Source organism: Geobacter sp. DSM 9736 (assembly GCF_900187405.1).
Lineage (GTDB): Bacteria > Desulfobacterota > Desulfuromonadia > Geobacterales > Geobacteraceae > DSM-9736.
On record NZ_LT896716.1, the window covers coordinates 3837280 to 3862638 of the forward strand.

26 protein-coding genes are annotated in these 25359 nt (G+C 54.9%); 8 read left to right on the forward strand and 18 right to left on the reverse strand.

Features of this window, described 5'->3' with window-relative positions; translation table 11 throughout:
• Nucleotides 1-81 precede the first annotated feature (81 nt).
• Nucleotides 82-2562, forward strand: a complete 2481-nt coding sequence (locus CFB04_RS17160) for a molybdopterin-dependent oxidoreductase (protein WP_088536535.1) — start codon at nt 82-84, stop codon at nt 2560-2562.
• Between the two features lie 59 nt (nt 2563-2621).
• Here the strand turns inward: CFB04_RS17160 and CFB04_RS17165 are convergent, their stop codons facing one another.
• Entirely contained in the window at nt 2622-2930 is a 309-nt protein-coding gene (locus CFB04_RS17165) for an MTH1187 family thiamine-binding protein (protein WP_088536536.1), read from the reverse strand.
• A gap of 158 nt (nt 2931-3088) precedes the next feature.
• Here CFB04_RS17165 and CFB04_RS17170 point away from each other — a divergent pair, with 158 nt between their 5' ends.
• The 5 genes from CFB04_RS17170 (at nt 3089) to CFB04_RS17195 (ending at nt 7092) form a co-directional block, all read left to right on the forward strand.
• Complete coding sequence (locus tag CFB04_RS17170) at nt 3089-3283, forward strand: GSU3473 family protein (protein WP_088536537.1); 195 nt, start codon at nt 3089-3091, stop codon at nt 3281-3283.
• Between the two features lie 94 nt (nt 3284-3377).
• The gene (locus tag CFB04_RS17175; protein ID WP_088536538.1) at nt 3378-3812 is read left to right on the forward strand and encodes a response regulator transcription factor; all 435 of its coding nucleotides are present in this window, start codon (nt 3378-3380) and stop codon (nt 3810-3812) included.
• Between the two features lie 105 nt (nt 3813-3917).
• Nucleotides 3918-4442 carry an Hsp20/alpha crystallin family protein gene (locus CFB04_RS17180; protein WP_088536539.1) on the forward strand — a complete coding sequence of 175 codons (525 nt, stop codon included), beginning with the start codon at nt 3918-3920 and terminating at the stop codon, nt 4440-4442.
• Nucleotides 4443-5442: 1000 nt separating this feature from the next.
• Entirely contained in the window at nt 5443-6054 is a 612-nt protein-coding gene (locus CFB04_RS17190; protein ID WP_088536541.1) for a CAP domain-containing protein, read from the forward strand.
• A 93-nt stretch (nt 6055-6147) separates the two neighbouring features.
• Nucleotides 6148-7092 (forward strand): YihY/virulence factor BrkB family protein, encoded by a 945-nt coding sequence (locus tag CFB04_RS17195; protein ID WP_088536542.1) that lies wholly within the window; start codon nt 6148-6150, stop codon nt 7090-7092.
• A 9-nt stretch (nt 7093-7101) separates the two neighbouring features.
• On the opposite strand, the gene CFB04_RS17200 is transcribed toward CFB04_RS17195, so the two are convergent.
• The 3 genes from CFB04_RS17200 to CFB04_RS17210 form a co-directional block, all read right to left on the reverse strand.
• Entirely contained in the window at nt 7102-8742 is a 1641-nt protein-coding gene (locus CFB04_RS17200) for an aspartate:alanine exchanger family transporter (protein ID WP_088536543.1), read from the reverse strand.
• Nucleotides 8743-8886: 144 nt separating this feature from the next.
• Nucleotides 8887-9492 carry an outer membrane protein gene (locus CFB04_RS17205; protein ID WP_088536544.1) on the reverse strand — a complete coding sequence of 202 codons (606 nt, stop codon included), beginning with the start codon at nt 9490-9492 and terminating at the stop codon, nt 8887-8889.
• Nucleotides 9493-9572: 80 nt separating this feature from the next.
• Nucleotides 9573-9926 (reverse strand): BON domain-containing protein, encoded by a 354-nt coding sequence (locus CFB04_RS17210; protein WP_088536545.1) that lies wholly within the window; start codon nt 9924-9926, stop codon nt 9573-9575.
• A 375-nt stretch (nt 9927-10301) separates the two neighbouring features.
• Here CFB04_RS17210 and CFB04_RS17970 point away from each other — a divergent pair, with 375 nt between their 5' ends.
• Nucleotides 10302-10508, forward strand: coding sequence for a hypothetical protein (locus tag CFB04_RS17970; protein ID WP_157698826.1), 207 nt, complete (start codon nt 10302-10304; stop codon nt 10506-10508).
• 73 nt (nt 10509-10581) lie between these two features.
• On the opposite strand, the gene CFB04_RS17215 is transcribed toward CFB04_RS17970, so the two are convergent.
• From CFB04_RS17215 to CFB04_RS17255, 9 genes are all read right to left on the reverse strand, one after another.
• On the reverse strand, nt 10582-12264 hold the full coding sequence (locus tag CFB04_RS17215; RefSeq protein WP_088536546.1) for a DUF6600 domain-containing protein: 1683 nt from the start codon (nt 12262-12264) through the stop codon (nt 10582-10584).
• A gap of 127 nt (nt 12265-12391) precedes the next feature.
• Nucleotides 12392-13408, reverse strand: coding sequence for an endolytic transglycosylase MltG (gene mltG / locus CFB04_RS17220; RefSeq protein ID WP_088536547.1), 1017 nt, complete (start codon nt 13406-13408; stop codon nt 12392-12394).
• A gap of 3 nt (nt 13409-13411) precedes the next feature.
• The gene (gene plsY / locus CFB04_RS17225) at nt 13412-13999 is read right to left on the reverse strand and encodes a glycerol-3-phosphate 1-O-acyltransferase PlsY (RefSeq protein ID WP_088536548.1); all 588 of its coding nucleotides are present in this window, start codon (nt 13997-13999) and stop codon (nt 13412-13414) included.
• 36 nt (nt 14000-14035) lie between these two features.
• On the reverse strand, nt 14036-14473 hold the full coding sequence (locus CFB04_RS17230; protein ID WP_088536549.1) for a MauE/DoxX family redox-associated membrane protein: 438 nt from the start codon (nt 14471-14473) through the stop codon (nt 14036-14038).
• Entirely contained in the window at nt 14470-14976 is a 507-nt protein-coding gene (locus CFB04_RS17235; RefSeq protein ID WP_088536550.1) for a rhodanese-like domain-containing protein, read from the reverse strand. Before CFB04_RS17235 ends, CFB04_RS17230 begins: the two co-directional genes overlap by 4 nt.
• A 1-nt stretch (nt 14977) precedes the next feature.
• Nucleotides 14978-17362, reverse strand: a complete 2385-nt coding sequence (locus tag CFB04_RS17240; protein ID WP_088536551.1) for a heavy metal translocating P-type ATPase — start codon at nt 17360-17362, stop codon at nt 14978-14980.
• The gene (locus CFB04_RS17245; protein WP_088536552.1) at nt 17359-18405 is read right to left on the reverse strand and encodes an AI-2E family transporter; all 1047 of its coding nucleotides are present in this window, start codon (nt 18403-18405) and stop codon (nt 17359-17361) included. The genes CFB04_RS17240 and CFB04_RS17245 overlap by 4 nt, the downstream gene beginning before the upstream one ends.
• 2 nt (nt 18406-18407) lie before the next feature.
• Entirely contained in the window at nt 18408-19406 is a 999-nt protein-coding gene (locus CFB04_RS17250) for an AI-2E family transporter (protein ID WP_231934262.1), read from the reverse strand.
• 38 nt (nt 19407-19444) lie between these two features.
• A complete protein-coding gene (locus CFB04_RS17255) occupies nt 19445-19948 on the reverse strand; it encodes a UPF0158 family protein (RefSeq protein WP_369833142.1) in 504 nt (167 codons plus the stop codon).
• On the opposite strand from CFB04_RS17255, the gene CFB04_RS17260 reads away from it, so the two are divergent.
• The gene (locus CFB04_RS17260; protein WP_088536555.1) at nt 19932-20654 is read left to right on the forward strand and encodes a UDP-2,3-diacylglucosamine diphosphatase; all 723 of its coding nucleotides are present in this window, start codon (nt 19932-19934) and stop codon (nt 20652-20654) included. The genes CFB04_RS17255 and CFB04_RS17260 overlap by 17 nt on opposite strands.
• A gap of 272 nt (nt 20655-20926) precedes the next feature.
• Here the strand turns inward: CFB04_RS17260 and CFB04_RS17270 are convergent, their stop codons facing one another.
• From CFB04_RS17270 to CFB04_RS17290, 5 genes are all read right to left on the reverse strand, one after another.
• The gene (locus CFB04_RS17270; protein WP_088536557.1) at nt 20927-22243 is read right to left on the reverse strand and encodes a penicillin-binding transpeptidase domain-containing protein; all 1317 of its coding nucleotides are present in this window, start codon (nt 22241-22243) and stop codon (nt 20927-20929) included.
• 40 nt (nt 22244-22283) lie between these two features.
• Nucleotides 22284-23597: a YhjD/YihY/BrkB family envelope integrity protein gene (locus CFB04_RS17275; protein WP_231934271.1), complete on the reverse strand. Its 1314-nt coding sequence runs from the start codon at nt 23595-23597 to the stop codon at nt 22284-22286.
• A gap of 152 nt (nt 23598-23749) precedes the next feature.
• A complete protein-coding gene (locus CFB04_RS17280; RefSeq protein WP_088536559.1) occupies nt 23750-24061 on the reverse strand; it encodes a YtxH domain-containing protein in 312 nt (103 codons plus the stop codon).
• A 1-nt stretch (nt 24062) separates the two neighbouring features.
• Nucleotides 24063-24455 (reverse strand): DUF948 domain-containing protein, encoded by a 393-nt coding sequence (locus CFB04_RS17285; RefSeq protein WP_088536560.1) that lies wholly within the window; start codon nt 24453-24455, stop codon nt 24063-24065.
• Between the two features lie 50 nt (nt 24456-24505).
• Nucleotides 24506-25339: a molybdopterin-synthase adenylyltransferase MoeB gene (locus CFB04_RS17290; protein WP_088536561.1), complete on the reverse strand. Its 834-nt coding sequence runs from the start codon at nt 25337-25339 to the stop codon at nt 24506-24508.
• Nucleotides 25340-25359: the final 20 nt, after the last annotated feature.

Genomic DNA, 25359 nt, shown 5'->3' on the forward strand with positions numbered 1-25359 from the left:
CGGATCAGCCTGAACGCAAGGGGCAAGGGGGGCAGTCTCCTGCCCTTACCTTTTGTTTGAATATGATGAGGTGAAAATATTATGGTCAGTCTCACAATCGACGGCAAAACGGCAACGGTAGCCGAAGGAACCACAATCCTCGACGCGGCCGCAACTGTCGGCATCACAATTCCCACACTGTGTTGGCTCCAAAAAGTTTCGCCGACCGGTGCGTGCCGCATATGCGCGGTGGAGATCGAGGGGATCGATCGTCCGGTTACAGCATGCAATACCCCGGTAAAGGAAGGGATAAACGTCACAACAGTATCGGAGAACCTCGATGCAGTTCGCCGCAAGGTCACCGAACTGCTGCTAGTGAACCATCCCCTCGACTGCCCGGTGTGTGACGCCGCTGGAGAGTGCGATCTGCAGGACACGTGCTACAACATGGAAGTAACAAAGCAAGAGTATTACACGGTTCTGGAACGCCGGACAATTCGATATGACTGGCCACTCATCGAGAGCGACCCTAACCGATGCATTCTCTGCGAAAAATGCGTGAAGGTTGACCATGAAATCGTCGGGGCCGACGCGATCGCAGTCACCAACTGCGGTGATGCCACCATCATCGAGACCGATGACGGTAAGGCACTCAAATGCGAATTCTGCGGAAATTGCGTAGCCGTATGCCCCACCGGCACTCTCATCAGCAAGCCTTTCAAATTCAAGGGGCGTCCGTGGACTTACAACAAGGTAAGGAGTATCTGCGGGTTCTGTCCTGCGGGATGCCAGATCGAATATCACGTCAAAGACGGTCGGATAGATCGTGTTACCAGTGACGATGCAACCACCTTCAACAGCGGCAACCTCTGCATCAACGGGCGTTTCGGCTACAGCTACATCAATTCTACCGAGCGGCTGACTGCACCGCTCCTCAAGGCTCATGACAGGCAACTGGCGACCGATTGGGAGAAGGCGATGTCGTTTGCTGCGCGCAAACTACAGGAGATAGTGAAGGATAGCGGTCCTCAAGCCGTTGCCGGTATCGGGTCTCCCCGTCTTACAAACGAAGAGAGCTTTCTGTTCCAGAAGTTTATGACGACGGCTATCGGCACCGGTAACCTGGCTTCCGAGGTGTGTCAGGGTTATGGAGCCGCGGTTCGTGTACTTCAGGAGAAGCTTGGAATCAGCGGCGCCAGCGCCACCATAGACAAAATCGACGATGCAGAGGCTATCCTGGTCATCGGCACCGACCTCAACGCGGAAGCCACCGGGGTGGAGTACAGAGTCATCAAGGCTGCAACGAAGAATGATGCAAAGCTTATTCTGGCGAACATGCGCCCTGTGAAGCTGAAGAAGTTCGCCAACAAGCATCTCCAGTACCAGCCCGGCGGAGAACTTCCTCTTATCGGAGGTCTCATTAAAGCGGTTGTGGAACAAGGGGGCGAGGTCAACGGTCTTGACGCAGTCAAGCAAAGTGTTGCTTCCTCTTCGCTGTCTGAGCTTGCAGCCGCTGCGGGTGTTTTGGAAACCGATTTGAGAGAAGCCGCCCAGCTTGTCTCCGGTAAGAAAAGCGTCGCCATCATTTTCGGCTCTGACATTACCAAGAGTGCCGGTGCCGCCGAAAAGGTTGCAGCATTGGCGAATCTCGCCCTTGTGACCGGCGCTGTAGGTAAGGAAGCCGGGGGAGTATTCCCCATCGATGAAAAGAACAACGCTCAGGGTGTTCTTGATATGTCGGCCGCCTTGGGAGGTGGAAGTGGGAAAAGCATCGAGCAGCTAATAGAAGGGATAGAGCAGGGGGTTATAAAAGCTCTGTATGTCGTAGCTAGCGATCTGCTTGTTTCATTTCCCGACAGCGGCAAGATCAGAAAAGCTCTGGAAAAGCTGGATCTTCTCATTGTTCAGGATATTTTCCCCAGCGAGACGGTCAAGCTTGCAGATGTCGTCTTTGCAGGTTCTGCGGCCGCAGAAAAGGAAGGGACTTTTACAACCATTGACAACAGGGTTCAGTCCCTCTCCAAGGCAGTTCGCCCCCCCGGCGATGCGCGATCCGATATTGAAATCCTCGCAGACCTGTACCGGAGGGTTTCCGGCACAGAACAATCGTCTGCTGCTTCGGATATCCTCTCGGAAATCAGTACCACCGTTCCGGGATACGCCACAGCTTGCGAAAGTGACGGCTGTTTCATCAAGAGTTCAAATTCCGGCGTTACGGCGTACTGTGGCCCGCTTGCATCCCTTTCCGACCGCCCGGTGGCGACTGCGCAGTACCCGTTGACCCTGCTTGCGGGATCCATTCTCTACCATAACGGCACTACATCCACGTGGTCCGAGAATAATCTGGCAGTTGCCCCTCAAGGTTATGTCGAGCTCTCCGCTACCGATGCTTCAGCTCTCGGTATCGGGGAAGGTAGCGCAGTGAAGGTTTCCTCTGCTGTAGGAAGCATAACCGCGCCGGCACGCGTTAACGGTCTGCTTCAGCCGGGGCTTGTATTCGCGCCCATCCATTTCAGGGACGTGAATGTGAATGCTTTGCTGGAAAATGGTAACATGACGGCAGTCAAGGTGGAGAAGGCCTGATCTGCCGAAGACTGCAATTGTTGCACGGAGCCCCGGGGTATACCGGGGCTTTTTCTATTTTATTGCTCTCCCTCCAGCTTCCGCTCCACCGCACGTACTTTTCCCGCCATAGTGTGTTGTTTATCCCGCCGGTCATCGATTTTGATCAAGGTTGAAACCCGGATTGCTCCCGCTGCAAAGGTAGCTTCCTGCATCTCCCTGATGAGCCCGAAGATCTGATCGAGCTCCCCTTCGAGTATGGTTCCCATAGGAGTAAGCTGGTGAGGAATTCCTGACTTCCGGACTATTTTCAGGCATCCAGCCACATACTGTGATACGCCTGTTGTGTCGGTGCCGAGAGGAGTGATACTAACTTCTACGATAGCCATGCCAACCTCCATTTCTTGTACGGATTCTCAATCGTGTTGCGTGTTCAAATCGGAAGATCCGGAAGAATCGAATACATATCGATCAATATATATCATCTTTGTGATGCGTTGATTGGAAAATCGTGTATACTTTAGCGGTCCACTTTGGGGAGGGCTGCATGCTGATCCGTGTCCTTTATGATGATGGCTCCTTCGGAATGGTCGACGGTATTGAACTTGACCGCCTGATCTTTAATGGCGGCGTAACTGCATTCCGACGCTCACAGGGATGGGTCAGGGTAGGGCACGATCCTGTAAGGCAGGGACGCCATGACCGGCGCAGGCGAGACGTAATCATCAATACATACGTGTAACAGGTAGCATGTATTAAAAATACGAAAGCACTTATCCATTTACAGGCTTCAGTCGGGTTGCTGTTCCCCAGCAACTTGTTGCAGGAGTTTTCAGATGCATCGTGATGTTAAGGCAAAACTCGAAATTTCCCTCCTTTACGCGGAGGATGAAGCAGTAACACGGGCAGTGTTCTGCGAAGTTCTGTCTACAAAGGTAAGAACCGTTTACCAAGCGGCCAACGGCAAAGAAGGTCTCGAAATCTTCCGGCAGTTCCGACCCGATGTCGTCATGGTAGATATAAACATGCCGGGAATGAACGGACTGGGGATGGCTGCGGCGATCAAGGCCATTGCCCCTGCGACTCCGATCATCATAGTCAGCGGCGACATCAAACGCGACGCTCTTTTGCAGATGGAGCAGATGCAACTTCATTGCATTAGGAAGCCTATCAGGATACTTCCCCTCCTCGATCTTCTTGCGAAGCTGACCACAAATCGTTGTGGGGCTGACGTTGCCCTGCAGCGCCACAACCAAGTAAAACCTGCCTAATTTCCAAAACTTTCCGCGCCACACATCCTTGGTTTGAAATTCATTTTCAATGTTGATATAATTCATTCAAAGGTGAATTTGGTGACAGAAAGGAGGGTATGCCGGATGAGAACTCACTGCGAACGGGATGGCAGAGGCCCTAAGGGGGCTGCAAAGGTATCGGTAACAGGAATCATTCATCCAAAGCCGAACAGCAGCCTTACGACAGCTTTCGAAGAAATGGAGAAGCTGGTAGAGGAAACCCTTCATATGCCTGTTTTGGGCTGGCACCGCATGCCGTTGCAGAGGTTCTTCGAGGACGGTCCGGGAGAGTACGTCCCTGATCTTGACGTATATGATGAGGGGTCTGAAATAGTCGTGAAAGTCGATCTCCCTGGAATGAAGCGAGAGGAAATAGATGTTCAGCTTATCGATGGCACTCTGGTTATTTCGGGGGAAAAGAAGGGGGAGGACCGGTGCGTGCGAAGGGAGTACCTGCGTATGGAGAGGCGAAACGGGAATTTTCGACGTTCTCTTCGGCTGCCTGACTCGATTGATGGACAGCACGTTTCGGCATCTCTTAAAGATGGTGTATTGGAGGTACGTGTTCCCAAAGTTTACGCTACCGTTCTACGGGTCGACATAAGATAGTCGTGCCACTGCAGCACACTTAGGAGAGGTCCTTGCGGTCTCTCCTTTTTGTAATCATGCTGTTCAGGGGGGCCAGCTAGGGCGCAGGAACGGCATGCCACCAGAAGATCCCTATTATCGCAAGAATGATGATGACTATTAATAAGGCGATGGTCCAACCAGTCTGTCGTTCCATGACGTCCTCCTGAACTCACCATAAAAATATTTAATTGTATGATACCTGCTGATCCCTGGTTGTCAATCTGCTCCGACTGCTCCTGATTTCCATGGTGTGGGTTGACAGCCGTTTCAGTCCCTGAATACTTTAAGGTAGGCAGTATTGCCAAGTGGGAGGTGATATGGTCTTAAGAGCGTTGGGCATGTCATTTATGGTCTGCCTGATGTCGGTTGCTTCTGCTATTGGGGTGACCGATTCGCCGCAGTCCCGGGAGCCATCGGAGCGTCAAGGAGAGGAGAGTACGCGCGAGAGAGAGGAGGCATGCGAGTGCTGCATGAAGTGCATGGCGGCATCACGCGCTGTGCGCGGAAAAGAGGAGGGACCTCCCCTTAAGGACGGATGCCGTGATTGTTGTCGCAAGTGCGGCACGACAGACCTACCGTCTCAGAAGAGTATGCCGCCGGAGATAATCAAATAGGAGTGTTACCGCAATATTTTCTGATTATTCTTTCGCCGGGAAAGGATCGTCCAGTTTTTGGGCCATTTCTTCTGGTCCGATTCGAGGGCTAGGGCTTCTTCTTCGGTGAGTACTATCTTAAACCGCTTCCGATTCATGCTCGATACTCCCTTCATCGTCTGGACTTGGCTATATAAGCAGTACATCGACAAAATCTCCTGCGCGCTTTAGAAATATTCAGATGGACTCATCCCTGGCTTTTAGTACAAGCACCGGTATCTCTCTATCTGCCGCCGCTATTCCGGCAATGCGGGGAGGGGGGACGGGGGGAAAGAGCGCATGGTTGAACGGTAGCTTCAACACCGACTTCAAGAGAGGGGGGCGGCATGCCGCTACACAGGTATATTCAGGCTTTTGCACTCTTTTTAATCTCCGCCGCGAATCCGGCATATGCCGACCTGGCGACTGAGGTTTTCAAGGAACTGAATCTTGCCCGTACCGCCCCAGTCGAATATGCACAATTCATCGAAAAGTTCCGACGCAGTTTCCACGGAAAACGATACAAGTTGAACGGCGGGACATATGTTGCGACTGAGGAGGGAACCGCAGCTGTTGACGAGGCGTCCCGGTTTCTGAAACGCCAAGATCCCCTTCCTGCTCTGTTCTGGTCCGACGGGCTAGCCAGGGCAGCGGCAGACCTGGTACGGGAGCAGTCCGGGAGTGGCAGCACAGGGCATGGAAGCAGGGGAGGTTTTCGCAGTCGCATTGAACGGCATGGGGACTGGACCGGGTATATAGGTGAAAATGTGGGCTACGGCCCGGACACGGCCCGGCTGATGGTCATGCAGCTCATAATAGACGATGGAGTCCCCGCCCGCGGACACCGACGCAACATCTTTAAGAGGGAATTCCGTGCCGCAGGTGTTGCCTGTGGTACGCACCCACAGTTCCGCACGATGTGCGCCATGGACTTCGCCACCGGATTCAGTAGCCGTTGACAAACCGCTGCTGCACCATACACTAAAAATAATGCCTGATGGCGTTATGCCCATCCAACCTGTGCTGCGGACGAACCGAACTAAGGGGGCGCGATGTTCTCATTCCGGAGGTATTTCAATTTAGGCGACTTATCCTACAAAGAGATGGGGAAGAGGGTTGTAGCGAAGATTTCGGAAGACAGCTGTACAATCTATGCCGGAGCGATAGCCTACTACCTCCTGTTCGCCATGTTTCCGTTTTTCCTTTTTCTGACTACGCTCATTGGATACCTTCCCTTTCCGGGGCTACTCGAATCCATTCTCGACTTGATGAAGCGGGTGCTTCCCCAGGAGGCGTTCACTCTCCTTCAGGATAATATAAAGGCACTGTTCGGAAACAAGAAGGGGGGGCTGCTGTCACTCGGTTTTCTTCTGGCTCTCTGGTCATCATCAAGTGCCATCACCTCGATAATGGACATCATGAACCGTCTCTACCGGGTGAAAGAAGGGCGACCCTTCTGGAAAGTCCGCCTCTTCGCAATCATGCTCGTCACGGTTCTGTCGCTTCTTTTCATACTGGCAATAGTGCTTCTTATCTTCGGACCCACAATCGGCGCACTCATCGCCAGGCTGGCGGTTCTGGGAGAAACCTTCCGGCTTGCCTGGAATATCCTCATATGGCCGGTGATTCTCTTCATGCTCGTTCTCGCACTTGCACTGACCTACTATATTACCCCTGACGTAAAGCAGAATTGGAAATGGATCAGCCCGGGGGCGGTCATCGCCATACCGATCTGGCTGCTTGCTTCCTTCGCTTTCTCATACTACGTCAACAACTTCGGGTCCTATAACAAAACCTATGGGAGTATCGGGGCGGTCATAGTTCTCCTCCTCTGGCTATTCATCACCGGGTTCATCATGCTTGTGGGTGCAGAGATAAACTCGGTGGTGGAGCATTCGTCTGAGGACGGCAAGGAGCCCGGAGAGAAAACGGAAGACGAGCGCGAACGGAACCCTGAAAAAGTCGAGCAGCAAAGTCGCCCGGCCGACAAGAAATGATAGTTGCAGTCACTCCAGCAGGAGCAGCAGCATCTGAACATACAGGATCTTGGTGATGGTAGCGATGGGATACACCGAAGCGAAGCCGATATTCGGGTAATCGTTTTTTGTCTGTTCCAGAGCATACCCTACTACCGCAGTCTGGGTTTGCAGTCCAGCAAGAATCCCCACCATTATGTTCATCGGAATATTGAGAAGCCGGTAGCCCACCCAGAGCGCCAGAAATGCTGTAAAACAGGTTATGACCGCTCCTGTAGCGAAAACGACGAGTCCGCCTCCCTGAACCATGGTTGAGACGAAGCTGTAACCGGCACGGGTGCCGATGCCGGCCAAAAAGAGAACGAGTCCGATCTGGCGGAGTGTCAGATTGGCGCTGTAAGGGAGGTTCCACACCATCTTTCCCGTCCTGCCGAGAGTGCCCAGAAATAGCGCCATGACTAGAGGACCACCTGCAAACCCCAGCTTGAAGGTGATCCCCCCGGGAAGTGGAATCGGAATGCTTCCGAGGAGAAGGCCGAGGGCGAGTCCGAGGCTGAAGGTGAGGATATCGATTTCGCTCACGGCACGGTAGGAGTCCCCGAGGTATTTTGTTACTCCCTGCATATGCTCGCGATAAGCCAGTACCCGCACCCGGTCTCCAAGTTCGAGGACAAGGTCGCCGTTGGGCAAAAAGTCGTCATCGCCGCGCCGGACCCTTGTGATGACCGCCCCAAATTTCTTTCGAAGGTTGAGGTCCTTGAGCCGCCTCCCTGCGACCTGGGGGTTCGATACGAAAATTCTCCGGAAATCGAATTCGCTACGGTCCAGGTCGAGTTCCTCTTCGCTCTTTTCGCCGAAGTAATCGGCAACCCGCCGTATTTCCCCTGCCGTCCCCACTACTGTCAGCAGGTCCCCTACCTTCGGTTTCTCCTCCGGAAAGGCCATGATTACCTGGTCGCCCCGCTTGAGGCGACCGAACATCACCAGCCATCCCTCTTCGCGACGGAGATCCTCGAGGTTTCTGGTGCAGCATCCCGGTCGGGTGACCCTGATAGTAAAATTCTTGAGCGGCTCGGTGGCCGCACCGAAAGAATGGAGCTGCTTTGCCTCCGCTGCATAGTCGATCCGCCAGAGCCGCTGTGCCACATTTATTGCCAGCACCATTCCAATGATTCCAACCGGATAGGTGATTGAGTAGCCGAGAACAGGTTCCGCCAGGAGCTGTTCGAGGTGTTCGCCTGCGAAGTGGTGCTTTATTGTGTCCAGGGCTCCGGCGAGGCCAGGAGTGTTGGTGAGGCTTCCGGCGAACATCCCGGCGGTGATACTTGGCTTGATGTGGAGGAGCTTTGCGGCCAGCGCGGTCAATCCGGCTGAAGTCGAGATGACCCCAAGAACCAGGAGGTTGTAGCGCAACCCCTGCCGCTTGAAGGAGGAGGTGAAGGTCAGCCCTCCGCTCAGGCCTATGGTGTAAATGAAAAGGCCCATTCCAAGCATGTAGATAATCTCCGGGAGCTTCATCTCCGGGTCCAGGGCACCGAAGGCAAGCCCGACGAAGAGTACTGCGGAAACACCCAGTCTGCTACCGGCAATTTTGATGCCTCCGAGAGGGTAGCCGATGGCGGCAACAAGGAAAAGGAGGAGGAGCGGGTTGTCGAGAAGAAGTTGTATCATGAGCACCTTCTGCAGGCGGCGGAGGTGCTGGGAGCGCACTTCCCGGAAAAAGAGAGGGATATGAAGGGCGCATCCGGCGTCCTACATATCCCTGTCCTCATCGTCACAGATTCGGCTTTTGCCCTAGTGGAGGGGTTTCACTCCTCAGAACCGGAAACCAAGGTCTCCTGTAGCTGAATAACCGTCAAGCCTGATATCCCGTCCTCCGAATTCCGGCTCTGCCCAGAGATAGCGTGCTTCGGCACCGACGAAGAACCGTTCGGTTACGTCGAAGTTGATCCCGGCTCCGGCATGGAGGCCGTAGGTAAATTTAGTTGAGCTTGTGGCGTCGCTGGTGGTGACGTCGGCGTCGAAGTCGGTGAGATAAGCGCCGATGCCGCCAAGAATGTACGGTTCAACGGGACCGAGTTGAGCAAGCAGTTTCCCTGTAAGTACCACCGGCACCACGCGCAGCTTTACCGTTCCCGCCTGATTGGCGGCTGTTCCCTTGTTCTCGAAATAGCCGGCGCCGAGCTCGAGAGCAAAGACAGGAAGAAAGTAGTGGCCGATAGCAACTTCGCCGCTGAACCTGGTTTCGTTGTTGACATCCAGTCCATCCCCGCCTGCCCCACTGATGGTGAACCTGTTGCTGGGGTCGTAGGCACCGGCTTTGATCATCAAATAGTTTGCCGGTTTCTCTGCAAGCGCAGCAGCGGGCGCGAGGGCCAAGAGCATAGCGATAACGATCAATACGAGTGCATTGGGTTTCATGGTGCCTCCTTTTATTATGGGAGATATGTCGGCCGCTGGCGGCGGCACCACTACGCGATACGCCTTGGTGCGGAGCCGTCTCACTTACTCTTGGGTGCGTCGCTTTCTTCTATTTTCATCTCATTTACAACACTCTTCACACCCTTGACTTCTTCGGTCAGTTTGGATGCAAGCTCTTTTTCTGCCTGTGAACGTGCTTTTCCGGTTAGCGTCACTACCCCGTCAGTGGTCTCCACGCTCGTGTTAAGAGCACTGGTAGCCTTGTTGCCGAGAAGCTTCATCTTGACCTTGGTAGTAATGGAGGCATCATCCATCTTCTCGCCAACTGTTTCGTCGCTGCTCCGGGTGCCAGTATCGGCTGCCTGCAGGTATACGCCCGGGCCAAGGAGAGCCGCAGCAGTCACAAGAAATGCAAATACATTGCGCGTTCTCATTTCCTATCCTCCTTTCAAATGTTGCGCCGCAAAGGCATGTCATCATTATTGATTATCAAGCTGTAATTAGATTACGCTAAAAATATAAAACAGATTTTCACGAAGTCAACCGGTGTAGCTGCTGGCTCGGGGGGTAAATGGCGGCATGTGGTATGGCGGTTTTCCAGACTCTGTCGAAATCAGGAAAAGCTGCTACAATTTTACGGTGTCGGTGTGGCGGGACGGGACTCCCGTCAAGGTTCTGAAGGAGGACCCGTGAGATGGCGAAGTTTCACCCCCTCCGGGTGAGCGTGCTGCACAAGAAGAGGGGGCGGAGGTCAGACCAGAAGTTGGCGAAGCTGCAGGATACCGATCATATTTCCCCGGAGGCTCGTCATGATACGCTATCCCAGTATTCGTGAGGGCGATTGTGTTCGTCCTGAAGACAGGCTGTTTATCTGCGAGGAGTGCCAGCGGGCGGAATGGTTGTGCGACCGGTTCGCTTCGATCATATACTGCCACCGCGAGGGGCACGGCAGGATGCGGGAGGCAAACACCATCGAGTACGCTTTCGCCAAGCAGGCACTGAAGACGTTTATCTGAGTAACTGCGGACCAGGACAAAAAATGCCCGCACTCTGGTGCGGGCATTCTCAGTTATTCCTGCTTTGTCCGGCTCAATCCCTCCGCTGCTCGCCCCTTCTTCCCCCGTCGAATCGTTCACCGCTTCGCGTCCCGTGCCGGAACCTGTCCGGTTGTCCCTGATGTTCCTTGGCAGTTCCCGATGCATTCCCTGATTTCGTCTGCGGTGTTTCCTTCGGCCGTTGCTGCTGGTGCTCTCGATGAGCCGGTGAGGCCCGTCTATCGGTTTTGACGGGGCGTGGCCCGCTCCCTTTTCCCGCCGTGGGGGAAGGGTGCTTCGGAGGAATGGGAGATCGTTGCGGCCCGGGCATCTGAATTGAGCGGTGTTCCCTGCGTTTGTCCGGCCCCGGGATTCCGCGCCCTTCACTTGTCGTTCGGATTCCGTCGCTTCCACCTGGGCGACGGGTGCGCTGCTTCCATTCCGGTGCCGGAGTTGCAGCTACGGAGGGGGGAGGCAGCTTCGTCGGAGGAATCCGTTTTATTGCCGGCATTCTGACGGTCCGGCTGTTTGTGGGCGGTTCAGGGCGGCTTATGGTCGCGCCGGAAGAGGTGGAGACGATGTCTCCTCGCGTCCTGACGTAGTTCATTCTTCCAGTTGCGAATGCCTCACGGGGCACGACTGTAAGCGCGCCGCCTGCGGCTCGCTGGTTCCGGTATGAGAATCTGCCGGTAACGCTGATGTGGTTGATGTTAGTGACATTGGTAATGGTAACGCTCGAACGGCCATAGTAGCCGCGCCCGTAATAGATTTCCCCTGGGGCCAGCGGAACCCATGCCACATGCTGAGGAGTGGTGATCCAGCCCACATATGCGGGAGCCCAATAAACATCGCCACGGGCAGGAGGGACCCAGCACCAGCCTCTTCCGGAAATAGCCACCCACCTCCCGTAGTGGTAGGGAGCCCACCCCCAGCTTTCGTAAGAGATCCAGACATAATCGTCGCCGCGCCAGATCCATCTTCCTACCCGATAGGGAGTCCAATTCTCCCCCGCGATGATTGTCGGCCTCCAAACGCGGCCATAGTCGGAAACTTCGATCCATTCTCCCGATGATCCCAGCTCATTCTCATACAGCCAGAGCTCCTCGGGAAGTCGAGCGCTTCGAGTGCGGGGCTTTATCTGCCGGTCGCGCTTCTGGTTCCACTTCTGCCATGCGTCCGGAGGGGCGAGGGGAAGCAGTTTGCTCTCCTCATCCCCTATGCTCAGCATCTCTCCGCTGTGGAGCTCGGTACTGCCTTCGCTGTCTTCCACGTAAGCCGTACCTTTAAGGACTGCAATAGTCTCGTGACCCTCAGAAGGGAGATCAAGCCGGATAAGCGTATGATTTTCGATCGTGACGGTGCTTTCGGTGAGTTCGAACTGGCAGGCTATTCCTGGGGCGCTGCCGGAGTTTACGTAAGCATGACCCATCGTAAGATGGAATTGGAGAAGATCGTCCCCTGCCTCCACCAGATCCAGCAGGGTTTCGCTGCCGAGACGAACGTAGGTACCGTTCCGGAGCTGGATTTCGACTTTGCTCCCGTCAGGGCTCCAGACGCTGTCCCCCTCCTCGAGAGGGGTATTGACCGCTGCGGGGACCCAATCGTTGTCGTCGGCCATCCGGATCTGGACATCTCCCTGCACCAACATGATTCGCGCAGTTCCCCGGAGTTCGCTGGCGGAAGCGGGGGCGGGAAGAAGAAAAGCAATGGTCAGCACTAGAAACGGAAACACTCTCATGACGACTCCATTTCTGTCCGGTTCCGGAGGGGCAGGATGTTCCTTTAGAACTGCAAGAGCGTGCTGATCCTGTTTGTCGGCTCAGACTCGTATTACTTGATTGTATCAGGAAACTTGCTCGGTGGGATCATCGCCCGTTTCCACCCTTCAGGTACCTGCGGACAGCCTGGTTGTGCTGCTCGAGTGTGGAGGTGAAAGCGTGGGTGCCATCCTTCTTGGCAACGAAGTAGAGGTATTCGGTTCGTGCGGGGGCCAGAACGGCTTCCACGGCTTCCCGGCTCGGATTGCCGATGGGCCCCGGAGGAAGGCCTTTTATAAGATAGGTGTTATAGGGGGTGCGGCGCATGATGTCATTTTTCGAGACGTTGCCTGCGAAGGCGCGTATTCCGTACACTGCTGTCGGGTCGCTCTGAAGAGGCATTCCCCTTTTCAGCCTGTTCAGAAATACCGACGCGATGAGCGGGCGCTCCGCTGGAGAAACCGCTTCCTTGTCCACCATAGAAGCGAGGGTGAGAATCCGGTGCCGGTCAAGCCCCGTAGAACTCGCGCGCGCTGCGAACTTTTCTTCGTAGATCCTGTCGGACTGCTCTACCATCATCCGAATTAGTCCGGCTTCATCAGTCTTCGTGGATACGTTGTAGGTGCAGGGATAGAGGTAGCCTTCGACGCTTGATGCGGCTATGCCAAGGTCCTGCAGTAGCGTTTTGCTTCTGCATAGCTCCAGAAAGACCTTCTTCCGGAAGGTGCCCTGCGATTCGAGGAGTTCGCCGACCTGGAAGATGGAGTATCCTTCAGGCACGGTGACTTTGCGGGTATAGACTTCTCCCGCCACCATCTTGCGCAGGATTTCTCCAGGAAGCAGCCCGTCATTGAACTGATAGTACCCGGCTTTGACCTTTGCTTCTGCTCCCTTCATTCTGGAGTAAAGGACAAACATTCCTGCGCTGGAGACGATCCTTTTTTCTTCCAGTTCCCGAGCAATCCGGGTCAAGGAAGAGCCCTGCTCAAAGTCGAAAAGCTGGACATTTTTCCCGTCTCCTGCAGAGCTGAAGGCAAAAATGCCGAATCGCAGACAGGGGATGAGAAGAAGAAGGATGACAGCCAGTAGGAGGAAAGTGGTGCGGGAGCTGAACCGGACTTTCATGCTTCAGGCCTTGAACCTGTTCTCGGTGCCCAGCTTCAGCCTCACGATGTTTTCCCGGTGCTTCTGGACCACAAGAGAGGCTATGAGGGCCGTCATGGCGATCATAAGGGTATTGCCATCCATGAGAGCCACGAGCAGAGGCATGGCAATTGCCGCGCATATCGATGCAAGAGAAACGTACCGCCACTGCCACAGGACGAAGGCGAAGACCCCTACCGCGAGGAGTACGGCTAGGGGAGACGTGCCGAGAAAAACTCCGAGAGCGGTGGCGACTCCTTTTCCCCCTTTGAATCCGAGAAAAACGGTGTAGACGTGACCAATGAAAGCGGCCGCGCCGACGGCGGCGATCCAGAGGTCGGGGAAGCCCAGGTGCTTTGCAAGGAGCACAGGAATAAGACCTTTGAGGCAATCCGCGATGAGCGTCGCGATTCCCATCTTACGTCCCATGGTCCGGTAAACGTTGGTGGCGCCTATGTTGCCGCTGCCCGTGTTCCTGATGTCGACCCCGCCGAAGGCTTTTGCCAGGAGCAGTCCGCTAGGGATAGAGCCGAGGAGATAGGCGAGGGGGAGAAGAAGCAGTTCTTTCGTCATGGTAAGTCTATGTTCGCTTTCAATTTAATAGGGATACTACCGGAAACGGTTGGACGACCGCTCCGGCTGATACATCGTGAAAAGTGCCAAGGCAAGGAGCAGGAGATCACGCATTATGGCGGTCCAGGCAGACGTTTTCGGCCCCCCTTGCCTGAAGCAGCCGCAGTCGATGTCGAGTCCGCGGACGATGGTAGATGCAAGGAGCAGGATGAAGACGATGTTGAGCAGGGCTACGGTCGCTGCGGCTCCCCTGGCACGGTACCCGGTCACGAGCAGCAGGCCGCAGAGCAGTTCCAGCCAAGGGAGAATTGCAGCAGCAAGGTAATTGCCGAAGTAGGGAAGAACTTGATAGGCGGCGATGTTACCGGCGAATGCAACCGGATCTATGATCTTTATGATTCCTGCGTAGATGAAAATGCCCCCAAGGAGAAGGCGCACTAGGATGTGAATGATATTCGTGGTGCGCTTAGTCATGGTGCGTTTCCTTCCACGGGGTAGCCAGCGTCCCGCCACTCCGGATATCCTCCCTCGAAGACGAAGACCGAGCCGTAGCCGGCGGCAATCAGCTTTCTACCCAGCTCCATGCTGTCGTGGCAGCCGTAGCCGTTGCAGTAGATGATGATCAGCGACTCAGGGGGGACCTTTTCCTTTAACCGGGCGATGGCCGTGTCGGCTTCCCCCAGCGGGAGCGACAGGGCTCCTCTGATTCGTCCGTTCGTGAATGTCTCCCTGTCGCGCGCATCGACTATCACCGCTTCATTCCTGTCGAAGAAATCTTTGACCTGCATGAGCCCTACCGGTAGCGGCACTGCGGCAGCGGGGGCACTGGTGGGTGCTTCCGCAGGGGCTGGCGCGGCGAGTTTTCCTGTCCATGCCTGACGAAGCAGCTTCTGATTCCAGATGCTGCCGATGAGGGTGGCCACGAGGAGGAGAAGCGCTATCTCGACCACAGTTTTTTTTATCGAAGATGAGTTCATATCAGAGTTTCCGGCCTACCCTTTTCAGGAGCAGAGAATTGCATACCACGGACACGGAGGAGAATGCCATGGCTAGACCTGCGAATTCCGGTTTCAACGTGATTCCAAGGGGGAAGAGCGCACCGGCGGCGACCGGAATACCCAGGATATTGTAGAAGAGTGCCCAGAAGAGGTTCTGCTTCACCTTTGAGAGGGTCGCTTTTCCAAGCCGGATTGCCCGTACGACATCCATCAGGTCGTCCCGTACGAGGACGAGGTCCCCCGTTTCCTTTGCTACGTCGGCTCCCCCGCCCATGGCAATCCCCAAGTCCGCCTGTGCGAGAGCCGGAGCGTCATTGATTCCGTCTCCCACCATGCCGACATAGAGGCCCCGCTGCTGGTATTCCTTCACTACCTTCTGTTTCCGGTCGGGAAGAACGTCTGCCTCGAACCCGTCGACCCCTGCCTGGAGGGCTACCGTTGCCGCCACTTCCTTGTGGTCGCCGGTGATCATGAAGACCGCTATTCCCGCACGTTTCAGTTCCTCTACTGCAGCGGTTGAGTGCGGCTTCAGTCGGTCGGCGAAACAGGCTGCCCCGACGAGTTCTCCGTTGCGTGCCACGTACGTCACCGACTTCCCTTCGGCAGCCCATACTACTACAAGATCTGTCAACGGTTCAACGCTAATCCGGTTCTCCGACATGAGCCGGGAGTTGCCGGCGAGTATCCGGTTCTCTCCGGCTGTGCATATGATGCCGAAACCGGGTTTTTCCTCGTAATCGGAAACACCTTCCGGAGCGAATCCCTCCTTTGCTGCGGCTTGTATTGCCGCTTGGGCCAGCGGATGGTTCGAATGCGATTCAGCGGTTGCCAGTAGTGCTAGAAGCTCCCCACGGCTGGTGCCGGGGAGTGGGGTGATGTCGGTGAGGGAAGGACGGCCTTCCGTTAAGGTACCGGTTTTATCCAGGAGTACCGCCTGGAGCCGTGCGATGTTTTCCAGGACCGAGCCTCTCTTGATGAGAATACCCCTATGAAGGCCGATGCCGCTTCCAACCATTATGGCAGTAGGGGTGGCAAGTCCCATGGCGCACGGACAGGCTATCACTACTACGGCGATGGACAGCTTGAACGCGAAAATAAAGGCGCTGCCGATCCCGAAGTACCAGACCCCGAAGGTGAGGAGGGCCAGACCGACGACGACCGGGACGAACACTCCGGAGACGCGGTCGGCGAAACGCTGAATAGGGGCCTTGTCAGCCTGGGCCTGCTGAACCATCGACACGATCTGGGAGAGTACAGTATCCGCCCCAACACGGATGGCGCGGAGGTGGAGTACGCCGGTCCTGTTTATGGTGGCGCCGGTGACGGTGCTGCCGGTCTCCTTCTCTACGGGAAGCGCTTCCCCGGTAACCAGCGACTCGTCCACCGTAGATCTTCCCTCTTCTACGACTCCGTCCACAGGAATAGTCTCTCCCGGTCTTACCACAAGGAGGTCCCCTACCTGGACGAGGGAGGCCGGCACTTCACGTTCTTCTCCGTCTATGACAAGCCTGGCCTTGTCCGCCTGGAGACGGAGCAGTTTCTTTAGAGCGTCCCCTGCTTTGCCGCGGGCTCGTGCTTCAAGATATTTCCCGAGGCGAATAAAAGCGATCAACATGGCGGAGGTTTCGAAAAATACCTCGGCCGACTGACCGAATATCCCGAAAAAAGCGAACAGCGAATAGAAATACGCTGCAGAGGTGCCAAGAGCCACAAGAACGTCCATGTTGGCGCTTCGGTTCTTGAGGGCATACCAGGAGCCGCGGTAGAAGGTGAGTCCGGCCGAGAATTGAACGGCGGTGGCAAGTATGAGATTGATCCATCCGACCCACCGGACGTGATGGAGCGACATGGTGAGCATGAGCGGGAGCGACGCGGCCAAGCTGAATATGAACCAGTTCCTCTGAATCGTGAGACCTGCCGCTTCCTCCTTCGCCGTATCGGTTTCGGCTGCCTCGTATCCAGCTTCCTTTACCAGCGCGAAAAGCTTCTGCGTGTCGATCTGCTGGGGGTTGTACGCCACATAGGCTTCCTCCCGGGCGAGGTTTACCACTGCACGCTCTACCGCGGGATGCGAAAGGAGCTTCTTTTCCAGAGTAGCGACACATGAGGCGCAATGGAGCCCTCTTACGGCGAACCGAACTTCACCTGAGCCGGCAGCCGGGGCAGCCGAGTAACCGAGATCATGGACATACTCAAGGATTCTCTCCGATGAAAGGAGTGTCTCGTCATACTCCACGACGAGTTGCTCCAAGGCAAAATTCACCGAGGCCGAGGCGATACCCGGCTTCTCCCGCAGCGCTTTCTCAATGCGGGAAGCGCAGTTCACGCACGACATCCCGCGTATGCCGAAGACTTCTTTTTTCATGATGCTCCCGCCCGGATCTCATGCAGTTCCTGGCCGCAGATCTTAAGTACCGCCGTTAGCGGTACCGCCAGGACAATTCCCCAAAAACCCATCAGTTCGCCCAAGGCCATCACTGAGAATATTACAGCCAGTGGATTGAGCTGCAACGCGCCACGCATGATGAAAGGCTTGATGATGTTGGCTTCCACCACCACATTTATCAGGAAGTAGATGGCACACACCTTGGGAATTATTAGAACATCGCCGCTTTTCGCGTAACCTATGAAGGCGGGAGGGACCATCGCTATTATGGCTCCGACGAAGGGCATGAGGGTGGCGAAGCCGGCAAAGATGCCGTTCAGGATGGGAAATTCCACGTCGAGCAGGTAGAGGGCCGCGGCGCAGAGGATAGCTACTAGAAAGCAGTCGACCAGCATGCCCCAGATGAACTTCTCCAGGCTCCTGTTGATTTTCCGTCCGAGGTGGATGAGGTCTGGGCGCATAGTCGCGGGGATAATGCCCAAGATCGATTCCTTCAGCTCCTCCTTGTAGTAGAGGAGGAAAAATACGAGGACAGGGGCAAGTAGAAGGTCGAAAAATGCAAAGACTATTTCCTTGAGCCGCTCATAACCCGATCCTGAGATCTCGGATACCACTCTGTCGAGGCCTTCATCGATCCGTGCGATGACCCACGACAGTTCTTCTGGGTTGAATAAGGGAGAGAGTTGGCTCTTCCACGTCTCCAGGGAAGTTTGAATCCTGTGCGTGTACAGCGGCATCACGGTTACCAGCGTACTCGCCTGGTGTGCTATGTACGGAATGAGAACAAACGAAAGGATGAAGGCTGTCAGTGCCACGATCCCGTAAAGGAAAGTAATTGAAAGGAATCGGGAAAAGCCCCGCCTGTCAAGGTACTTCAGCAGGGGATTGAGCAGGTAGGCCAGGGCCAGTGAAGTGGCAACAGCGGAAAAGGTATGCTGGATCAAATAGGCGGAGGCAATGATGGTGGCCAAGAATGCCGTCACTACATAATAAACGTTCAGCCTGCTCCGCTCACTATCCATGCTCAAGCCCCGTTAACAGATGCCTGATGCTGGTAATGTTCGAGAACAATCTTGATGGCGGCGGCAATGGGGATCGCGAGAAGTATTCCCCAAAATCCCATGACTTCCCCGAAGGCCATTACGAAAATGATTGTGATGAGTGGGTTGAGGTCGAGGGCTTTTTTGAAGACAAGGGGTTTGATCACGTACCCTTCTATGAAATAGATCAGGGAGAAGGCTGCAATTACCTGGAGAAGCACCAGGCCGCTCTGGAATTTGACGTAGGCGAAGAAGAGGGCGGGGATGGTTGCTATTATCACTCCGATGAAGGGAAGAATGGAGGCAAGCCCTGCAAAGATGCCGTTGAAAATGGCGTAATCTATGTCGAGGAAGAAAAGCGCCGCTGCCGAGAGCACTGCAACGATGGCGGAAACGATGAGTTGACCCCGGATGTAGCCGCCGACGCTGTCGTTGATCTCCCGGCCCAGACCGAGAAATTCTTTCCTCTGGCCGGGGGGGAGCCATAAGGTGATGCTCCTTTTTATCTCCTCCTTGTAGTAGAGCATGAAGAATACGAGGATCGGCGCCAGGGCCATATTTAGCAGGTTGAAGGCCATTGTGCCCGCTGCAGCGTAAATTCTTCCCCCGAATTTAGCAACTAGATGATCGGTAAAGCTCGTGGCATTTTCGAATAGCCAGCCCAACTGAGCTTCATATCGTTGCTCCGCCTTCCATGCGAGAGCCAGTGCCTTCCCCTTCTGCAGATAACCAGGGAGCCCATTCAAAAGTCCGTACCAACTGGTGGTCAGGAGGGGGACGAAAACGGCTACGAAAAAAGCCGAAAAAATTGTGAGGGCGGTATAGAGAAGGGCAATGCCGTAACTTCTTTTTATACCGTGTTTCTCCAGGGTCACGAGGAGGGGGTCGAGCAGGTAGGCGAGTACGAATGAGAGGAGGAAGCAGGAAACGGTGTGCCGGACAGCATAGCCAACCGCTACAGCAAGTCCGGCAACGACTAGCATTCCTACCATCTTAGGGGACTGTCGCTGATTCATCATCGTCAAAACGATTCATTGGCCGGAAATATGTCGTGCTCTTCTAGCCAGTTCCTGATTCGCTCGGCAAGCAGCTCTTCTTTCAGAACGAGAAACCGGTCCAGTTCCTCGGGATAAAATGAGAGGATGTCGTCGAGTCGTCCGTGACTCTTTCCCGACAGGGACATGTCGAGCATCCGCTTAAGCCGCTCATTGCCCACTCCCTTGGTAAAATCCTGAAGAAGAAGGCGTTCCTGGTCGTAATCAAAGCCGGGTATTCTTAGGTACTGTTCCGGGTGCCCATCTATCTCGTTCCAGAACGATTCGTCATGGTAATCGACCGGGACGAAGAAGATTTCGCCTGTATATCGGTCGAGCAGGTACACGACATCTTCATCGGTATTGGCGAACGCTTCCAGCAGGTCGTCCCATACTATTTCCATGTCCCGCATCATGTTCATTGACGGGTTCTCCACCTTTACCTCATTTCGATTTTCCGCTATAGTGCCGCGCATGCGCCACGTTTTCATAGCCGATGCCCATCTGCGCCACCCCAATGACGAGAACTACCGCAGGCTCCTCGCCTTTCTTGAGACCCTCTCCGGCACCACCGACACCCTGTTCATTCTCGGTGATCTTTTCGAGTTCTGGATCGGCTACAGGAAGCTGGCTTTTCCCCATTTCCTACCGGTGCTGGGGCAGTTGCGGCAACTGAGGGAAAACGGCGTAAAAATCGTGTATTGCGAAGGGAACCACGACTTTCACATGGGCCCGTATTTCAAAGAGACCCTCGATGCGCGGATTTCTTCGGGAGTTATGGAAGTTGAGCTGGACGGGAGGCGAGTTCATCTGTGTCATGGAGACCAGATCAACCGGGCCGATTACGGATACCGGATGCTTCGCGCCCTTCTGCACAGCCCCCTGACGAAGCTGTTGACCTATGTGGTGCCTCCTTCCGTTGCGTCGGCGCTGGCTGAGTGGATGGGAGGGCAGAGCCGGAAAAAGCATGCCCGGAGGCGCACCAGATGGGACTATCATTCAATTCTTCGCCGCTATGCCGAAAGCCTGTTTGCCTCAGGCTGTGATGTCGTGGTAACAGGCCATTTTCATCAGCCGCTGGTCGAGCCTTGGGAGTGCGATTCCAGGCGTATCATTGTCTCCCTGGGTGACTGGATTACCCACTTTTCCTATGGCGAGTGGGTAGACGGTGAAATCACTCTCAAGAGCTTTCCGTAGATTCAGCGCTTTCTCTTCCCAGTCCAAAAACAGCGAGATATAGCTCAACGCGTTTTTCAATGGTCGGCGCGGATATAAGGCTGCAAAGCTCGTCTGGGCTGTACCCGCGGCATACTGCCGGACGCGTGTCGTAGATTGCGCAGAGCCCTTCACGGGTGAGATGGATACAGGGAACTCCAAGCGGCTTCGCCAGAGCACTGATGTCCGGGGCGGTGCAGCAGGTTCCACACTTTCTGCACTCCATGACGGCTGCTCTCCTTTGCCGCGGATGATCAGCGGAAGAATGCTTCGAGCGCCTGCTCTCCCAGGTTGGAAGCCTTTATGTGCCACTTGTCCTGATTCACGATCAGCGCGGCAAGGGCAATTTGAGGATTGTCAGCCGGAGCATAGGCTACGAACCAGCTGTAGTGGCCGGCAGGCGAGGTGCCATTTATGGAGCCGGTTTTAGCCGCAATGGGGATGGAAGCGAGTTTCGGGCGGCCTCTACGGTCATGGAACGCCCTGCGCGACGTCCCGCTGCTGACGGTGGTGCCGAGCATCCTGGAAAGCTCCCGGGCAGTTTCGGGGGATACGATCCGGCGTACTGCCTGGGGCTTCTCCACGTAAAGCGGTTCTCCATTTGCGTTGCGTACCTCCCGGGCGAGCACCGGTTGCATCATCAACCCTCCGTTGGCGATTGCAGCTATCATCGATGCCGCATGGAGAGGTGAAATCTGAACATCCTTGCACAGCCCAGCCCCCATCAGTTTCAGCTGGTCATTGTCCTGGGGAACGATCGAGCGGCTGGGAAGCGCCGGGGTGGGGAAGAGCGCCTGATTGAAACCGAAACGCTCGGCGCATGAAACGATGGATTCTTTCCCCACGACGTCGCTTGCAAGACGACCGAAGACCGGGTTTACCGACTTTCCCATCGCTATCGCAAGAGGCATTTCCAGATGGTTCCGTCCCGGTTTCACATCCCATATTTTGGGGTTCTCGGACGTGAGGCGTCCACGAAATGCAAATACAGTATCGGATGTTACCTTGTTCTGTTCAATGGCAGCTGTTGCTGTGACTATCTTGAAGAGCGAGGCCATTGGATAAAGCCCGTATACCGACTGCGCCTCCCACGCGGGGTCAACCGACGAATGCCCCGTCATGGCGATCACTTTTCCTGTCTTCGGTTCCATCGCCACAAAAGCTCCATAGGGTACCTTGTACCGCCGCAGCGTCTCGGTCACCCGCTCTTGCAGCTCCTGGTCGATGTCATAAAGTATCGTGCCCCCACCGGGGAGCGTGGCGAGCAGTTGGCCCCCATCGAACCTAGAAGAGGGGAGCGCCTCTGCACCCAGCCGAAACAGTTCTTTGCTGTCGATCGCTTTGGCCGGTGCTGCAGTGGCGGTCTTGCTCAGGCTTGAGATAGTGTTGAGAAGACCCGAGGCTACAGGATAGCCAGCCAGAAGAACTGCTACAATCGGGAGGATTATCCGTAAGCGAGCCTTTTTCGGTTTTGATTCGATCAGGTTCTTGAATCCTGCAACTGAGGAGTTACGCTGGGGGGAACGGTGGAATAAACCTTTTTTATCTATGATATGCTTAATATCGCGCATGGCCTCTCTGCACGTCTTTTTGTGCCTCACTATAAGCCAATCACCCGTCCTTGTCAACGTCGACGCTGGTTCTTGCAGAGGCGCTTCTTTCGGCTTCTCCACGCGTCTCAGGCGCAGCTGGAGAACGAACCATCTCAGCCAGCGTCATCCCATGAAGGGAATCTGCGACTGCGTTGTCGATACGGGTAAGAAGATCACGCAGCTGCCGGACCTCCATTCCCACATGTAGTGTCTCGGTTTTTCCGCTCCGGTCGCGAAGGGTGGTGAGTATTTCTGCTACGGCAATAGTCGCAGGGTCTCGAGCCGGGAGGTAGCTGGAAGGGTGCCCTTTTACGGGAGCCAGATAACGGGCTTCGACCAACTGCGCGAGTAGATCCCGAACCGTTCGAACCGGCGCATCCAGGTGTTCTGCAAGGCGTTCGGTGGTCCAGGTTTGTTGTCCTGAATAAAAAGCTGTGGTCACGGTTTGGAGGATTGAGAGCGCCAGCAACTCTTTCAGTGACTGACTGGTCGTCGGGCTGTGGATCTCACGTCGAAATGTCCTTATGTTCTGATGCGCGCACACAACCTCGACGCCGAACAGAACGATGAGCCAGCTAGTATAGATCCAGAACATGAAGATCGGGACCAGCGCAAGAGTACCGTAAATGGCGTTGTATTTCGCCACCCCGAATTGGAATGTTATATAGGCCCACTGCATACCTTGCCAGAGGGTGCCTGCGAGGATGCCCCCGATGATGGCGGATTTCAGGCGGACGTTGGTATTGGGGATGAATGTGTAGACGAAGATGAGGGCGACCCATACGCTCACGTAAGGTATAAGCTGGAAGCCGAACAGGAGCACCTCTCCGATGTAGCTGGTGCTGAGCAGCCACTGTACAAGCTCCTGGCTCTTCAGGGTTGTTGTAATGCTCGTGGCTGCCAGCAGGAGGAGCGGTGCGCTTACGACAACACTCAGGTAGTCTGCAAACCTGCGATAGAGCGACCGGGTTTCCCGCACCCCCCAGATGACGTTGAACGCTTCTTCGATGCTGCTTAGAAGAGAGACTACCGTAATTATGAGCGTTACCAGACCGATGGCTCCCAACGACGTCATGTTGGTGTTGTTTATGTAGGTAACCACCTTGTCAAGAATTTCGTCATAACCGCCGGTGACCTGAGCCAGAATAAGGGGCTCGACCTTGTTGTGAACTCCCAAACCCTTGAGCACTGCAAACGTCAGCGCAAAGAAAGGTACCAGCGAAAGGATGCTGGTGAAGGAGAGGGCTGAGGCTCGCAGCAGGCACTGGTCATCCCAGAAGTTTCTGATGACCATGGCCAAAATCTGCAGATACTTGACAGCTTTCCGCTTCATTCCGCCATATGTCTCCGGCTCTTGCCACATTCCCGTGGTTAAGAACCGGCTGACCTTTTCGAACAGCGACTCACCTGATTTCATGAATGAAGCCCTTCGTGGGAATAAAAAAAGCCCACCGCGCGGTGGGCTTTCTCAAGGAACGAACCTGCTCAGGTTTCCATTGTTTCTTTTTCCCGCTCCATTGCTTCCTTCCCGGCTTCAAGAGCAGATGAAAGGACCGACTTCTTCTCTTTGAGCAGCTCTTTTCCCTCATCAAGAGTAGTCTTGATTTTATCCTGTGCTTCGGTCACGTACGTCTTGATTTTGTCGACAGCGTCGTCTGTCATGTCCGAAATGCGATCTCTCAGCTCTTTCCCTGTCTTTGGCGCATAGAGTAGAGCCAGTCCTGTGCCGACGGCCGCACCTGCCAGAAACGCCATCAGTATCGTCCCCGTGTCAACGCTGTTCTTTTCGTCGGTCATGTTAATTCCCCCTTTTCTTGAAAAAACGATTGAGAACGAACTTGCCAGCCACTTTTGCACCGGTCATCCAAAGGGATGATTTTGATACGGCACCGGTCACACTCTTTACGACAGTATTTATGGTCTGGAGGCTTCGGCCCGTATCGCCTGCGGCTTCCATAAATGATTTGACGTTTTCGACCTTTCCGGCTGCTTCTTCGGTGAGAATCTTCAGATTCCCCAACGTTTCGTGAAGTTCGAAAATTACGGGTTTTACTTCCGTTTCCAACTGCTCCATGAAGCTGCGTGCCTTGATCGCGGTCTTACGGACTTCAATGGAAGTCCTTATTAGAACTATGGCCAGCACCACCAGGACAAGGGCCGCTACTGCGACGGAAACATTGATGATTATCATAAGAAAAGCGGCTCCCCCGAGGGTACTTTTGGAGCAAAGTATAAGATAAATTAAAAAAAATGCAACGTAATGTTGTTTTTCTCATTGGGGGCTGAGGCAAGAGGATCGGGTTCATCCCGAAGATTGATTATACTTGGATCGGTTCCGCATACTGGGCAGTGCTGATCGCGTTTGATGGGAATCTCACGGAACTTCATTCTTAAGGCATTGAAAGTGAGCAGTCGGTCGGTAAGGGGATCGCCGATGCCGGCTAGGTACTTGATGGCCTCCGAGGCCTGGATTGTCCCGATTACTCCCGGCAATACTCCCAGGACGCCGTCCCGCGAGCATGCCGTCGCGACTTCCGCAGGAGGGGGGGCGGGAAAAATACAGCGGTAACAAGCGGATTTTCGTGGATGGACGGTCATGGTCTGGCCATCGAACCTGAGTATACCGCCGTGGGAGTAGGGCTTCTCCGCGAGTATGCAGGCATCGTTTATGAGAAATTTCGCCGCAAAATTATCTGTAGCGTCGATGACCACATCGTACCCGGCAATGATTTCCCGGATGTTTCCGGCATTAACCCGCAAACGATGAGGGGTTACAGTAACGTCGGGGTTAAGGTCCCGAATTCTTCTTTCTGCCGAGGATACTTTAGGTTTCCCCACATCTGATGTGGAGTGGATGATTTGCCGCTGCAGGTTTGAAAGCTCGACGTCGTCAGGGTCCGCTATCCCGATAGTGCCGACTCCGGCGGCTGCGAGATACAGTGCAGCAGGAGAGCCGAGGCCGCCGGCACCTATTACGAGAACCCTGCTTCCCAGAAGACGTTCCTGACCTTCTTCTCCAATGCACTCTAGCATAAGGTGGCGAGAGTACCGGTCGCGCTGCTTCTCTGATAGCATCTTTAAGTCCTGGTTACGGG